The organism is Caballeronia sordidicola (assembly GCF_000729995.1).
Taxonomy (GTDB): Bacteria; Pseudomonadota; Gammaproteobacteria; order Burkholderiales; family Burkholderiaceae; genus Caballeronia; species Caballeronia sordidicola_A.
The window spans coordinates 22,631-34,752 of the sequence record NZ_JNFG01000034.1 but is presented as its reverse complement, the minus strand read 5'-3'; the positions used below and the strand labels follow the sequence as shown (position 1 = coordinate 34,752).

At 55.9% G+C, this 12,122-nt stretch carries 12 protein-coding genes; 6 read left to right on the top strand and 6 right to left on the bottom strand.

Translation table 11 applies throughout. The features are described from left to right. The first annotated feature begins 507 nt into the window (after positions 1–507). From FH08_RS52665 to FH08_RS52660, 4 genes are all read left to right on the top strand, one after another. A complete protein-coding gene (locus FH08_RS52665) occupies positions 508–672 on the top strand; it encodes a hypothetical protein (protein WP_160172511.1) in 165 nt (54 codons plus the stop codon). Between the two features lie 850 nt (positions 673–1,522). Beyond that, the gene (locus FH08_RS0127495; protein ID WP_031361432.1) at positions 1,523–2,125 is read left to right on the top strand and encodes a TetR/AcrR family transcriptional regulator; all 603 of its coding nucleotides are present in this window, start codon (positions 1,523–1,525) and stop codon (positions 2,123–2,125) included. A gap of 227 nt (positions 2,126–2,352) precedes the next feature. Further along, a complete protein-coding gene (locus FH08_RS0127490; protein WP_031361431.1) occupies positions 2,353–3,219 on the top strand; it encodes an SDR family NAD(P)-dependent oxidoreductase in 867 nt (288 codons plus the stop codon). Positions 3,220–3,403: 184 nt separating this feature from the next. Then, positions 3,404–3,559 carry a hypothetical protein gene (locus FH08_RS52660; RefSeq protein ID WP_160172510.1) on the top strand — a complete coding sequence of 52 codons (156 nt, stop codon included), beginning with the start codon at positions 3,404–3,406 and terminating at the stop codon, positions 3,557–3,559. Between the two features lie 183 nt (positions 3,560–3,742). Here the strand turns inward: FH08_RS52660 and FH08_RS0127485 are convergent, their stop codons facing one another. From FH08_RS0127485 to FH08_RS0127470, 4 genes are all read right to left on the bottom strand, one after another. Next, entirely contained in the window at positions 3,743–4,639 is an 897-nt protein-coding gene (locus FH08_RS0127485) for a Fic family protein (protein ID WP_051888588.1), read from the bottom strand. Continuing rightward, the gene (locus FH08_RS0127480) at positions 4,623–4,982 is read right to left on the bottom strand and encodes an antitoxin VbhA family protein (RefSeq protein ID WP_235210516.1); all 360 of its coding nucleotides are present in this window, start codon (positions 4,980–4,982) and stop codon (positions 4,623–4,625) included. The genes FH08_RS0127485 and FH08_RS0127480 overlap by 17 nt, the downstream gene beginning before the upstream one ends. A gap of 1,521 nt (positions 4,983–6,503) precedes the next feature. Continuing rightward, positions 6,504–6,884, bottom strand: coding sequence for a type II toxin-antitoxin system VapC family toxin (locus FH08_RS0127475; RefSeq protein ID WP_031361428.1), 381 nt, complete (start codon positions 6,882–6,884; stop codon positions 6,504–6,506). Next, positions 6,868–7,122 (bottom strand): type II toxin-antitoxin system Phd/YefM family antitoxin, encoded by a 255-nt coding sequence (locus tag FH08_RS0127470; RefSeq protein WP_031361427.1) that lies wholly within the window; start codon positions 7,120–7,122, stop codon positions 6,868–6,870. Before FH08_RS0127470 ends, FH08_RS0127475 begins: the two co-directional genes overlap by 17 nt. A 435-nt stretch (positions 7,123–7,557) precedes the next feature. On the opposite strand from FH08_RS0127470, the gene FH08_RS53570 reads away from it, so the two are divergent. Continuing rightward, positions 7,558–8,442 carry an SEC-C metal-binding domain-containing protein gene (locus tag FH08_RS53570; protein ID WP_051888587.1) on the top strand — a complete coding sequence of 295 codons (885 nt, stop codon included), beginning with the start codon at positions 7,558–7,560 and terminating at the stop codon, positions 8,440–8,442. Between the two features lie 121 nt (positions 8,443–8,563). On the opposite strand, the gene FH08_RS0127460 is transcribed toward FH08_RS53570, so the two are convergent. Then, entirely contained in the window at positions 8,564–8,905 is a 342-nt protein-coding gene (locus FH08_RS0127460; protein WP_031361425.1) for a DHCW motif cupin fold protein, read from the bottom strand. Positions 8,906–9,398: 493 nt separating this feature from the next. After that, positions 9,399–10,259: an ornithine carbamoyltransferase gene (locus tag FH08_RS0127455; protein WP_063771235.1), complete on the bottom strand. Its 861-nt coding sequence runs from the start codon at positions 10,257–10,259 to the stop codon at positions 9,399–9,401. A gap of 248 nt (positions 10,260–10,507) precedes the next feature. Between FH08_RS0127455 and FH08_RS54445 the strand changes: the two genes are divergently transcribed. Then, positions 10,508–11,029, top strand: a complete 522-nt coding sequence (locus tag FH08_RS54445) for a DUF3592 domain-containing protein (RefSeq protein WP_075583387.1) — start codon at positions 10,508–10,510, stop codon at positions 11,027–11,029. Positions 11,030–12,122: the final 1,093 nt, after the last annotated feature.

Sequence of the window (12,122 nt, the reverse complement as noted above, 5' to 3'; positions counted from 1 at the left end):
GCCGAGGAGAGAGGCAACGCCGCGTGGCTGAATGACTGTTCTCAGAAGCAAAGGCGCCGCTCCAACGACACCGCGAGGATGAAGGCGAGTGTCCCTTCATGGCCGGGCCGAGACGGTCATCGAACTGCGCTGCGGCCACGGCATGCGCGGGCGCGCTTGACCTGATCCGACGATCCCTCGGGATAGGTGCGACCGCCTCCCGTGGTTCGATCTTCTCGCACCTGTCGCCGTGTTCCATGCCGTCGCCGCAGGAAGCTCGTCTGTCAGAGTGTGCGGAGATGACTTGAGCCCGCCCTGGCACGTCCTCGGCGCGGAGCGGTGCGGTGCAACGGGGTAACATTCATCTCGGGGATGGGCGTTGCTGCCGTCGCGATATGCTTGGAGGCTCTATAACTGGTGACGACGCTGCTCGCCGAGTGCGAGATATGACTATCGTGCTCGACGCTCTCACGTCCCGGATGAACACGGGGGGGCGCGGCGGGAAACCTCGTAAAAATTGCCGCCGATATGAACGAACTGATGAATTTGATGGGGGTATTGCTTGCGCTGAATGCGGTGGACTACCACGTGTTGAACGTCGCCAGAAAACTACTTGAGGCCAATGAACTCAAGGTGGCACTAGACCGGCTGCGTAGCATCCTCGTGTGGCGCTTGGCCGACAACCATATCTGACTCCCCCCCAATGGGGATTGTGTCGTCAGCGCGCCCTGCATTGCATCCGTCCGCGACGAGCCGCCCCATGCCTGTCGGCAATCGGCGGCACGCGACCCACATCCGCCGGTCCTCGCTGGCCGCGTTAAGGTCTCTAACCAAAGGGGAGCAGTCATTCAACGTTTCGTGCTACCCGTTCGACGCTCCGCCACGGAGACATCTCGCTTTACGACGTTGGTTTGGAGTGGTTGCAGACGTCTGCCTTCATGCCAGTAGGCCATCGCCGAAAGAAAAACTGTCGGCCTGATTCAAAGGGACAGAAATACGTCGAACAAACCTTTCGTCATAGCAGCAAGGAACAGAGGGTTGGTAGTGATCCCACCTGCTCTGCCCTTGAAACCCCAACTTCCCCTATTGAACGCTCCGGCTTTGTGCGAGATCAACGTCGTTGCATCCTCGCATTTTCCATAGTATTATGATCGTAATTTAATGATGGCAGCAACATGACTGACCGTGCGACATCGAGCCAACTACGGCCGTAATGCTGGAGATCCAGCACTGACGACGCAGAGTGAACACGAAGCCGCGAAAGCTCAGAACGCGTGAGCGATGCTGCACGGTAGTCTTCGTCGGCGACGTGTCGCACCATCCGATGAAAATCTATCAACCGGCCGGAAACAGCCGGATTTGCATCGGCCTCGAAGCGGCCATGATGTTGCGCTTGCGTGTCGTCGACCATTCCGCAAAGCAAGACTCTCTGATGCTTACAGCGCAATTCGGTGCGCCGCACGCTGGTCGGATTCGCAACAGTAGAGAGGGGGGTCGTTTGACTATTGACGGCAACTTCGCCAAATAGGGATCAAGGAAGTTCATGCGCTACGCAAAAGGGCATAAAGACGATACACATAGTCATATCGTCAACGTCGCTTCACGCCTCTTCCGTGAAGAAGGAATTGAGAAAGTAGGCGTCGCCGCCGTGATGCAGCGGGCTGGTCTGACCGTGGGTGGGTTCTACAGCCACTTCACGTCGAAGGAAGAGTTAGTCGGAGAAGCTATTGGAAGCGCTGCTGACGAAACCCTGCACCGCATCTTCGGCAATTCGAACGGCTGCAGTAATCCCAGCCTGAATTCGATCGTCGAGCGCTATTTGAGCGTTGAACATCGAGACAATCCAGGTACGGGTTGTGTTGTGGCAGCGCTCGCATCGGAACTGAAGAATCGCCCGGAAAATACCCGTCTGACGGTTACCAGAAAGACCGCTGAGGCTATCCAGTGTGTCGCGAATAGTCTTTCTGCAAAGGCCGGGGCCAAGACACGCCTGAGGGTCGCGGGTTCCATCTGGGCCGTGATGGTCGGGACCTTGCAACTTTCCCGCATCGTTCCAGATAACGAATTGTCCACACAGTTTCTGAAAGATGGCGTTGCAAACGCGCTAAAACTCGCCGCTGAGATTGAAAAACCGAATGCAACGTAATTGCCGAAACGCGCAAGCCCGGCAACCATCAACCTCAAGAGTGATCGACATGGGTATTCAAGGCAAAACCGTACTCGTGACTGGCGCCAATCGCGGCATAAGTGCAGAGAAAGCCGCCTGCTTTTTAACGTGAATTAGCGCGTTGCATATGCACGCGCCAAATTTTTTATATGCATCGTTGGTTGCCCCACCGGGCGCCTGATGCCAATGTCGAAAGGAGAAATGCGATGACAACAATTCTGGTGACCGGCGCAACCGGGGACACGGGGCGTCCGACCGTGAGGGAACTACTTAAGAAGGGCGCTAAGGTTCGCGCCCTCGCTCGTCGGGAGGACGCTCGCTCGCAGGAACTGGCCAGTCTGGGCGCCGAAATCGTCTTTGGGGATATCACGAGCCTGCGCGATATGCGGCGGGCTATGGACGGCGTCGATCGCGCTTATTTCTGCTTTCCCATTGCCGAAGGTCTTGTGGAAGCGGCCGTCATCTTCGCGCAAGTAGCGAAGGAGCAGGCGGTCGAACACATCGTCAACCTGTCGCACAAGCAATCCAGGCCCGCAGCGCGCAGCAAGGTGACCCAGAACCATTGGCTTTCGGAACAGGTGTTTGAATGGTCAGGCATCCCGACGACGAACCTGCGCGTCACCTTCTTCGCCGAATGGCTGCTCTACATCTCGGCGTTCATCCAACGCGGCCGCTACATCGTGCCCTTCAACAAGAATGGCCGCTTCGCTCCGCTGGCTGCGGCCGACACCGCGAAGATCATCGCCAACATCCTGGTGAAGCCGGAAGGCCATGCCGGGCACGCCTACCAGCTCCACGGGCCGAAGGAATATAGTCACGAGGAGTTGGCAGCAGAGGTGGGGCGGGTGCTCGGGATCGAACTGCCCTTCGAGCAGCTTACCGTATCGGCCTTTCTGGACCTCGCGGGGCTCGGGGATCACACGGTTTTGCGGCGGCACTTCGAGGCTGCGGAGATCGACCAGCAAGAGGGTTTGATCGCAGGTCTCGATGATATCGGAACAAAGATTATTGGCGGCCCGCTTATGACCGTAGAGGCTTTCGTCAACGCAAATCGGGCGCGCTTCGTCCGTTAGACGCAAATGTCATTCGGCACAAGCTGAAATTCCGTGCGATTGGGGCGGACTCGTTATCAGAAGATAAGTCAACTTTGCAGATCGCGGCAGTCCGGAACTCATTTTCCGGTGCTGCGATCGCCCGGCCTAATATGCGAGAGATTTATTGTTGCATGTAACTCACAGTGTCACCTGAAACTCGGCAATGACCGATGAAGTGGTATCCGATTTTGACGAGGTGAAGGCCGGTTACAGAGCAAACCTGACACCTGAACGTCTGGCCAACAATGCATGTGAATGGCGGGTCGTGGCCGGTTTGCGACGATGCTTTCCTGCTGATTCTGGTAGCCAAGATACCTAGCCAAATAGGCGGAGGCCAATTTACATTGGGTTTCGCCGTTGTTGGCTATGCAGTGTCAAGATAGCCAATTGACGTGTACTCATCTTTGCTATGTGATCCAGCATGCAGGGATTCATGACAAGTGCTTAACCCGGTTATCCCTTCCACTGCATCTCAACCCCTAGTTTCACCGCGATCGTATCGCTACGCAAAGTTGCGTGTCTCACCTTCGTCTAACCGATCCGTTATTTTTTTCTTCGCGCTTCGCATGGCCTGTTCTTGTGCGTTCGTGTCCGTCGCCAGAGCTTGTTTGAAATGGGTCGCTACAGCGTGCAACATCTGGTAGGCGTCGACCAGTTCCGGGTGATCCTGCAGCGCGTCATGTTCCCGCAATTGTTCGAAGGCAATGGCCCGTAACGGCCTCACGGCATCGGTGAGAAGCTGAGGTAGTGTCCGATTTCCATCGAGCATCAACATGCCTGTTTTGATCGCAATGCGCGTGTTGTCATCCTGCAGGTGTGGCTCCGCAAGTGCATTTACGCTCAGGTCCCGCGCGATGTACAGGACATCGCGGCCGCCCTCGCCTTTGTTGAATCGCTCCCAATCAATGTTGTATCCGGCCTCGCGCGCGAGTTGCCTGGTGAACGTACGTAACGTTCGGCTGTTGCCATCGCTGAATGGGTGAAGATAGTCGAGCTCGACATAGAGCTTCGCGATTGCGTCTGTAAAGCCTTTAGTTTTCAGCTTGCCGAGCTTGGCAGGATCTGCGCTTTGCAGCGCGGTATCGAGACGAGTTTGTGCGGAGGCGTCCATGCTCGAATACGCGACGAAAAACGTCTGCTTTTTCGCCACCGACAAGCCGCGATTCTTGTACCAGTCCTTGCCTGCCGGTGAGGCGGGTCGATACTGCCCGGGCGTTATGTCCGTGAGGCCGGCGCCGGGCAGATCCTGAAAGATGCGGCGATTGATTTCCTTCAGATGCGCAGCGTCAAACTGACCTTGAACCGGGTTCAGCTCCAGCTCAACGATGCGCGGAAAGGTCAGGTCCGCTTCGAGTTGATCTCGTTGCTCTTTGGTTAGGGTCTTACTTGTCCCGTGCATGCTCACGGGGGCCTTTGACGAACGCCGCCAAGTCGCTATCACCATTTATAAATTGAGCCGCGGACGCTTCGAGCGCATCGCTCGCCTGCAATCCTTCGAGGCCGATGGAGGCGCGCGCAAAGCTTACCGCTTGCTCGCGACGTCGCCGCTCTGTGGGACTGATCGCAACCTTCGCGGGCGACTCCGGTTCGCCCCGCTGTTTGCTGTTACTCTGCTCGACGTAGGCACGCATAAAATCGCGCAATACTTGCGAAGCAGGGCGATGATCGAGCAATACGCTTTCATGAAAGCTCTCGCGCAAGTTTTCTTCGACGCGAAAGGCCATCGTCACTTCTTTGGGCATTCTGACCCCCTTTCGAATAACTCAAGTTGCCGTACGACAAGCCTTCATTTTACGCGCTATACAATGTATGAGCAATGTATAGCAGCTCGTGGATTGGCCTGCCACACCTGAACAACGAATATCTCCGCTAGCCGGGTTCACCGCCGCGCTCAGTAGGTTGTTTCAATCGGATCAGCAATAGCGTTCGCCCTTCCCTCTGCGTCGCGCAGCAACTGTTTCATCTGCGCCAGGCGATTTTGGATTTCGGGAGTCAGGACGCGGGAAGGAACAGGCTTCAGTGCAGAACGTCCGGAGCCCGCGCTTGGGGCAAGACGTTCGCGTCGAGGCGCAGCGAATGCCTCCTGGTCGTAAGCGGTGGCCACGCGGATTTTGCCGGCATTCAGGGCGGCGACAAAGGCTGGCTTCCAGGCTCCTGCTGCAAGGCGCGGAGCACACTTGTCAAAGAGTGCAGTTAAAACCGGAGGCAGCGCTAGGCAACACGTTGGCAGCGATCGTCACGTTTCCGCTGTGCAGAGTATTGCAGTGGTTCCGGCATTTCCCGCATTTTTAGATCCCCGTTTAGCACGGCTTTGTTGATGCTCGATGGCAGATCAATCAAAAATAGACACGTGGCGCAACCACTGGATTTCGGAACAGCGCCGACTCAACGTAACAAGCTTCGACTGAGTGATCGTCGAAAGTCGATGTAGAACGATCTCAAGGGGCATTGATCCGCCGATTGTTAGCGATCTCGGCAGCTGTGTCGAACATCTCAAAATGGCCGGACCCTTGCCTGTCCGCGATCGGCGGCACGCGACCCACTCCCGGCATTCGACCCGGCGCCGTCACAACGGCAGTTCCCAAGGGGGCAGCGGTCATTCAACTCTTCGAGTCCACCGTCAAGATTGTTGCGGACATGCGCGCCGGATTGCCTTCTACGCTCGACGAATGGCCGCCTCCACGTGTAGTCAATGCCCGAAGTCCCCGACCTGACCGCTCGCTGTGGATCCCGCCTGCCGGTTCCGATAGCTTGCCAGCGAAGTAAGAACGAACTGGGCGCATCAACATCAATATACCGCAGGCATGCCGGGCGGACGATGCTTGAAGTTGACAAGGACGATATGTCTGCGGCGGCTGGGAAGCGAATACACGGCCGCGCCCAGCGCACTGCCAAGCCTCGCGACCAATTGGTAAGGGAGTATTGAGAGCGCGCAGCAAAGCGACAACGAGCAGATGACCGACTTGTCCCACGACTTGCTCCTGTCTGGTGATCAGCTGTGCGATGAGGGAACACTCCCGTTCGCCGACCACAAAAGTTAGTCAGGCAAAGTAGTAACGCTCAAAGGCTCGTTAGCTAAGCGAAGCCGACGTTCGAATGTCAGCATTAAAGCTCAGGTCAACCGCCGGAGATGGCGGCCGATCGCAGTCTCAAGGTCGCAGGATTTCGGCGTTTTCCGAGGCGTCAGGCGAGCCCCGGAAAGTGCCGAGCGCGGGACTCGCAACACCGGGTACGAGCGAGGCCCTTGCCGCGTAACGCACGCGTTAAACTACCGTGACCAGCGGGCTATAACCACGCAGCAAGGTATCTGCGGTCAGGAATTCCATATTCTCGTAAAGCGCTTGACCGATCAGTAAGCGGTCGAACGGGTCTTTGTGCAGCGGGGGCAGCGAGCACGAGGCAACCGCGTGTGCCGACACCACCGGCAGCTCACGAAACCCGGTCCGCTCGATCATCGAAGCAAAGCGAGCAACGTCTAAAACAAGCTTGCCAGCAACAACTTTCACCGATAGTTCCCACGTACTCGCCGCGCTCACAAACACCTCATCCGCATCAACGATGTGCTTGCGCATCTGACGCGTGAGCTTCTTGCCGTCGCCCTGCACCGCCCACAGGAAGATGTGGGAATCAAGAAGCAGACGCACCAGCCGCCCCCTCAAATAGCGCGATTTCTTCGTCAGTCATCGGATCGTAGAAGCCGGGCTTGATCTCGATCTCGTCTTTCATGAGACCAAACTGAATCTTGCGCTTTTGCTTTTGCAGGGGCACGAGCCGCGCCATCGGCGTGCCGGCCTTCGCGATGATGATCTCTTCGCCAGCGGCGGCCTGATCGACCAGCTTAGAAAAATTCGTCTTAGCGTCGTGGATATTGACGGTTTGCATGACTGCTCCTAACGGACTAACTTGGTTATGTTAGTCCACCTGGTCCACAAATACAATCTATCGTGGTGGCTTTTGGCGGTTGGCGCCTCGCCTCAGAAAATAGTGGCGTCGCTGGTGCAGTCACCGGTCCGTGTGGACCCAGCCTCGCAAATCGCCCACGCGGCAATGGCTGAAACGACCCGGAGCGGACTGACGGCGTAACCGAAAGCGGCCAGTCAAACTGGTGTACCTCGTATAATTCGGGCATAGACTGGGATCCCTTTTGTGTTGCGAACAAAAGGAGGACTTCATCCTCAGCCTCACTACGCTCGGACGCTTCTCAGGTGCCTGCGTCGGCCTCACTATGACGCCGCGCCCGGACGTGCTGTTAATAGCGCCAACGGTCTGCCACCGCCGCTCAGCTTTCCACCCACTAGGAACCGTCCTCTATCCGTCATGACGAACGCTACGCAAACTTCGTACTTTCAGTTGCTTGATCGACTCGCTAATTTTGGCGAAACCCTGTGCCGTTCACGCTGCGGTCCAGAAACATGGCACGAATATCTGCAAGCTGGCTTTGATCAATCTCACGTGCCAGATTTGATCCGGATCCTGAACGACCCGACAGTGTACGGATCGGAATTTAACGACACTGCGATGGCTCCGATTCATGCATGGCGGATTCTCGCCGAGCTGAAAGCCACCGAAGCAGTTCCGACGCTCATATCCATGCTGCATCGAATTGATGACGACGATGACGGGTGGATCGGAGAAGAGTTTCCGAATGTGTTCAGCAAGATTGGCACCGTCTCGCTCGAACCACTCGAGTCGTATGCACGCAATCCTCGAAAGAGGGAATTCGCTCGAATCTGCACATTCCGGGCTATTTCTCAGATTGGGGTCGATCATCCGGCACAAAGGGCAAAATGCGTCGAAACCCTGACCGATATACTTCAAGCCTACGAGATAAACGATCTGAGTATCAACGCCTTTCTCATTTCGGCGCTATCTGATCTGAACGCAATGGAATCTTTCGATGTAGTCCGCGCAGCATACGAAAAGGATCGCGTGGAACTGCGTATTCAGGGGGATGTCGATCTCGCCGAATACTATTTCAGGACTCGTCCCGAGGACCGAACATTCGCCGGTATGATGGCAGAGGAAAGACTTCACAAACTCCGCCAATGGTCGACATCTCATCCATTCGAGCCTGCAAAAATCGTGGAGAAATCTCGGCCCATCGTTTCCGGCCCTAAGATTGGAAGAAACGATCCGTGCCGCTGCGGAAGCGGGAGGAAGTACAAGAAGTGCTGCGGGCCCGCTGAAACAGCGCTGCACTGAAGCGCGCTCAACAGCGACTTTGCGGAAAGACCGACTTGCGCCAAAAGGACTCTGCCGACCCGTTAGAAACGGCTGCTCTGCCTGCAAGCGGACGTACACATTCGGGCCAGAACGCCGCAGCTTAGTCAACAACGAAGAGCTTGGCGCCAGTTTTGGTATAGGACTGATGTGGCTCCGCGTTGTCGCCCACTTGGTAGCTCATGCCCGCTGTCAAAACGAATTTCCGTCCATCTTCAAGCGTTGTTTCCAGTTCGCCTTCCATGCAAAAGAGAATATGACCTTTTTGGCACCAATGGTCCGCGAGGTAGCCCGGGGTATATTCCACCATCCGCACACGGACTTGATTCGGCTTCTCCCCAAAAAACCGCGTGCGCCAATAAGCTACGCCGGTTTCTCCCTGGTGCTCTGTTCTGTCGACTTCCACCCAGTTGGTTGTGCCGAACGCAAATGCATCCATTTTCATTCTGTCGCTTCCTGTACGAATCGGGTTTTCCGTCTGCTGGTCAATCTGCTGTTGCACCCTGCGCGCTCTTTGCCTATCTCATTGGCGTGAGGCACTAAAGACGTGTACGCGATTGCCGAGCTGATTGTCAACAAACTAGGGGCAATGGCGAATGTCGCTTGATGGCCGACCACTGCCTGTCGGCGATCGGCGGCACGCGACCCGTCGGTCGCGAATGACGGGTTCCAGAGTCGGGCGTTACGCTCATGTGTCTCATCCGGCATAGCGAGTTCCTCTCGTCAACATGTGTGAACGGCGGTCGAAATCCGCCACTAAACGGCGGCAGGTGTTTTCCAGGAACGATTTTTGAGCACCGCGCGAGCCAAAAGTCTCGTAGCGGGGTCAAGGGCAAGCGCAGCTTGGCGAAGCGAATCCTTGACGCCGCGAAGGGACAAAAAACTGGTCCGTGGGTGCGACCTCGGTCGCGCCCATAAAAGCGCGTTCTCGCCGCCGTTTAATGGCGGTTTTGCATCGCCGCTAACAACATGGAAGCCTCATTGTCTGCGGAGACGGATTGTCGACTATCCTGCGCAACGTACTGAAGAATCGCTGCCTGAACTGCCGAAAGCAACGCCTTTTGTTCATAACCTACAAAGCCTTCGTACGTTAACGGATCGAAAGAGATTTCTCTCCCGAGCGCGAATGGCGGGGTGGGCAACAGTTTTGGATTACCCATTTGGGCAAGGTGTTCTTGAGTTAGGCTCGAACCCGATGCATCAACACCCTTCAGCCATCCATCCGTAATGACTATGTCCGCTGTGACGCCGGGCGACTCTAAAAAAGTCACATTGGGCTTCACCTCATGAAAGCGAGGTTGACAGATATGAACCACATCTAGCCCAAGCACCACAGCGAGTTCATGCCACGAACGAAACACGTTTGTGGGCGGTCCCCAGAGACAAATTCGTACGCGCTCGATTGGCGATAAGGCAGTATCGATGAAGTAGGCATCGGCGAGAACCTCGCATGGGTGTCCTTCACTCGACATTGCATTGATAACGGGACGCCGAGAGGTTGCGGCGAATTCGGCGAGGCGGGCATGATTTGACTCCCGGATTACGTAGAAATCGTAGAGCGGATCGAGATACCCAGCGAGATCGCGCGCACGCTCCTCTGTCTTCAGCAAATTCGGAAGTTCAATGAACTCCAGACCAAGCGCACGGAACGCGTGAATGAAGGTTGAGCGGGTACGAATTCCATTCCCCTCGAACGACCATGCAACAGTTCCTGAGACAGGACTGCTCGGAGTATCGACAAGACGCCAGATCGACCGCACATCGACGGAAGAGAGTTCACTCAGGTTGATCAAATCCATGCGGAGACCGTGATTTGGCGGAAGCCCCGATTGTCAACCATCTAGGTGACTGTGTCGAACGTCTCTAACTGGCCGAACCCGGTCCGACATTGAACTGGCGGAGTGGGCCGCCATTGATCGGTCCGCGTCGGGCAGAAGTCGACCCGAAGCGGGCATCCGAATGTATTCTTAGCGGACATTCGTAGGGCAGCTCGAAACGAACCGGTGGCCCTACAATCCATCAATATATATTCAGGCGCGATCGAACAATGGCAGCAACTTCACCCGCACGCCCAGTAGACGTCAGAAGGCTTTTCGCCGTGTTCCTGATCTTCGCCGGAGTCATCGCTTGTATCCCTCCAATTTTTTGGGGCGAGCAAATCTTGGCCGCGCATCTGGCTGCGACTTGGCCCACTGCTCACGGTACTGTCGTCGTTTCGAAAACGGACAGATGCAGAGGCCATGACGGCTTTCGACCCGATGTGCGTTACACATACACGGTGGCGGGAACGATCTACACAGGATACAGAATTGCCTTTGGTCCTAATAGTTGCGTGTCAGACGCGCGGGCCACAGATATAGCAGCGCGTTACCCGATTGGCAGCGTCTCAATATGGTTCGATCCGAGAGATCCCGAATCAGCTGCACTCCAGGTCAACGACGTACTGCGCGAAACATGGTCCAGCATTTATTGGGGGGTTTCCGGGAGCATTGTTTCCTTGCTATTGGGAGTCTGGTGTTTGCGTTTGGCAGTGAGAGCCGAGCAACGATGGAAAGCACAGGGCCTCTAGCGCATCAAGCTCGGAAAAATCAGGATCGCCACTAGAATCTCTGCGACGAACACGAGAAGCGCACCATCTGAAAGGCATGAGAGATAGGTATCGCCTAGTCCACGGTGCCCCCTTCTCAACACAAATCCGAGCGCAGCTCCGCTTATGCCATATCGGGAAACGGTGGGTCGGCCGAGGCTTTCATATTCTTGTAAATGTTTCTTTTCGAGGCGATTGAAGAGTGCCGAAACAATCGACATCCATGTAATCCCAAGAATGAAGAGTGCGAGTAATACTGTTTCCCGAGACTGATTATGCATATTTTTGCCTTTCTGGCACCTGCCAAACAGAGGCGTTGAAAAATCGTTGCTGCTACGCGTTCAGCGCGCTGTCTGATAATAATTGTCCACGATCTTGGCCACCGTGTCGAATGACCGTTCATGGCCGAACCCGGGCCGACGCGGCCGGCGCAGGTCGATCCACTTCGGCCCTTCAGGTCGGCCGAAACCCCACGTTCGGTATGTCAAGGTTCATCATATGACTTGCACACTATCCTAGGCACTTGAGGTGTTCCGTACCGTGACCAAATCTGACATCTTTGCTGCGGCGACCGCTTTTGTGGACTGGACACGTCCATGGACTTTTTATGACTCGGTGATGGCGCCGCCCGCACTTACAGCGTCTGATCGCGCCGTCATAGAAAAGATTTGGCTAGAGGTATGCGGGGCCAGTCACTGGCAACATACCGACCTCAGTCAAAGCTGCGCAACCGCCGATCACGCGCTTTCGATTGCTTTTCCATGGGTGCCTAAGCAGGTACGTGCACAGTTCGTGCGTGCAGCTGCGTATGAATGGAGGTGATCGACTTCACCTTCCCTTGTCGACCCGTAAGCGACGTCTGAGCTGCTCTATTGCGGATATTCCGAAATCGCGCGCAACGATCCATACCCTACTCAACCAGCGCGGTTCGAACTACTCGACGATGACCGGTGTAAATCGCGTAAAAGCGCGAACAGCCGTCTGCTCCCGAGGGCAGGACGCGACGGACGTTCAGTTAAGTCGGTACATCGGCCGGCGACGACCAGGGTGTGGCCATATTGTCCATAACACTGCT

Excerpts from the sequence above, each read along its gene's own strand:
- FH08_RS0127480 (WP_235210516.1), bottom strand. The coding sequence starts at position 4,982 with ATGCCCAAAGAAGTGACGATGGCCTTTCGCGTCGAAGAAAACTTGCGC.
- FH08_RS52665 (WP_160172511.1), top strand. The coding sequence starts at position 508 with ATGAACGAACTGATGAATTTGATGGGGGTATTGCTTGCGCTGAATGCG.
- FH08_RS52660 (WP_160172510.1), top strand. The coding sequence starts at position 3,404 with ATGACCGATGAAGTGGTATCCGATTTTGACGAGGTGAAGGCCGGTTAC.
- FH08_RS54445 (WP_075583387.1), top strand. The coding sequence starts at position 10,508 with ATGGCAGCAACTTCACCCGCACGCCCAGTAGACGTCAGAAGGCTTTTC.
- FH08_RS53570 (WP_051888587.1), top strand. The coding sequence starts at position 7,558 with ATGACGAACGCTACGCAAACTTCGTACTTTCAGTTGCTTGATCGACTC.
- FH08_RS0127470 (WP_031361427.1), bottom strand. The coding sequence starts at position 7,122 with ATGCAAACCGTCAATATCCACGACGCTAAGACGAATTTTTCTAAGCTG.
- FH08_RS0127485 (WP_051888588.1), bottom strand. The coding sequence starts at position 4,639 with ATGCACGGGACAAGTAAGACCCTAACCAAAGAGCAACGAGATCAACTC.
- FH08_RS0127460 (WP_031361425.1), bottom strand. The coding sequence starts at position 8,905 with ATGAAAATGGATGCATTTGCGTTCGGCACAACCAACTGGGTGGAAGTC.
- FH08_RS0127455 (WP_063771235.1), bottom strand. The coding sequence starts at position 10,259 with ATGGATTTGATCAACCTGAGTGAACTCTCTTCCGTCGATGTGCGGTCG.
- FH08_RS0127490 (WP_031361431.1), top strand. The coding sequence starts at position 2,353 with ATGACAACAATTCTGGTGACCGGCGCAACCGGGGACACGGGGCGTCCG.
- FH08_RS0127495 (WP_031361432.1), top strand. The coding sequence starts at position 1,523 with ATGCGCTACGCAAAAGGGCATAAAGACGATACACATAGTCATATCGTC.